The 480-nt window shown below is 39.4% G+C and carries 1 protein-coding gene; it reads right to left on the bottom strand.

Translation table 11 applies throughout. The features are described from left to right. Window positions 1-385 (bottom strand): phage tail spike protein (locus tag AB1471_RS17075; RefSeq protein ID WP_367780939.1); only part of this gene is annotated, 385 nt, incomplete at its 3' end. Window positions 386-480 lie beyond the last annotated feature (95 nt).

A 480-nucleotide genomic window follows, 5' to 3' on the forward strand; every position in this document is an offset into this window, starting at 1 on the left:
CGAGTTCGGCCACTTCACCTACTTGCCATCTAGTATCCTGTAAGGCTTGAGAAAGGGCATCCTCCATCGTTTGGTCTTGAGCGTTGTTCTCTTCAAGCACCTCGTCTTCTAATTCATCCATCCATGCCGCCTTGCAGAAAACTTCTTTATACAACACATCATCGTGTACTTCCTCTAATTCTTTAATAACAAACAATCGAAGTTCGCCATCTTCGTCCTTAAAAGCAACAAAGTTCTCTTCTTTGATGAATTGACTATCCGGATGATTAGCTGGAATCCAAAACTCAAAGAAGTTATCTTTATTTAGTTGTTCAGTGTGGGACGCTTCTGTATACTCTTTTAGGACGGCTTGTAGTTCTTCATTTTGATTGAATATATATAACAAAAAAACACCTCCTTCATAGTCATCTTGCTGATTATTAACCCACTCCATAGCACCTTAAATACGCTAAGTGCACTTGTTAAATCGGAAGATTCACC

This window comes from Jeotgalibacillus marinus (assembly GCF_040801915.1).
Lineage (GTDB): Bacteria > Bacillota > Bacilli > Bacillales > Jeotgalibacillaceae > Jeotgalibacillus > Jeotgalibacillus marinus.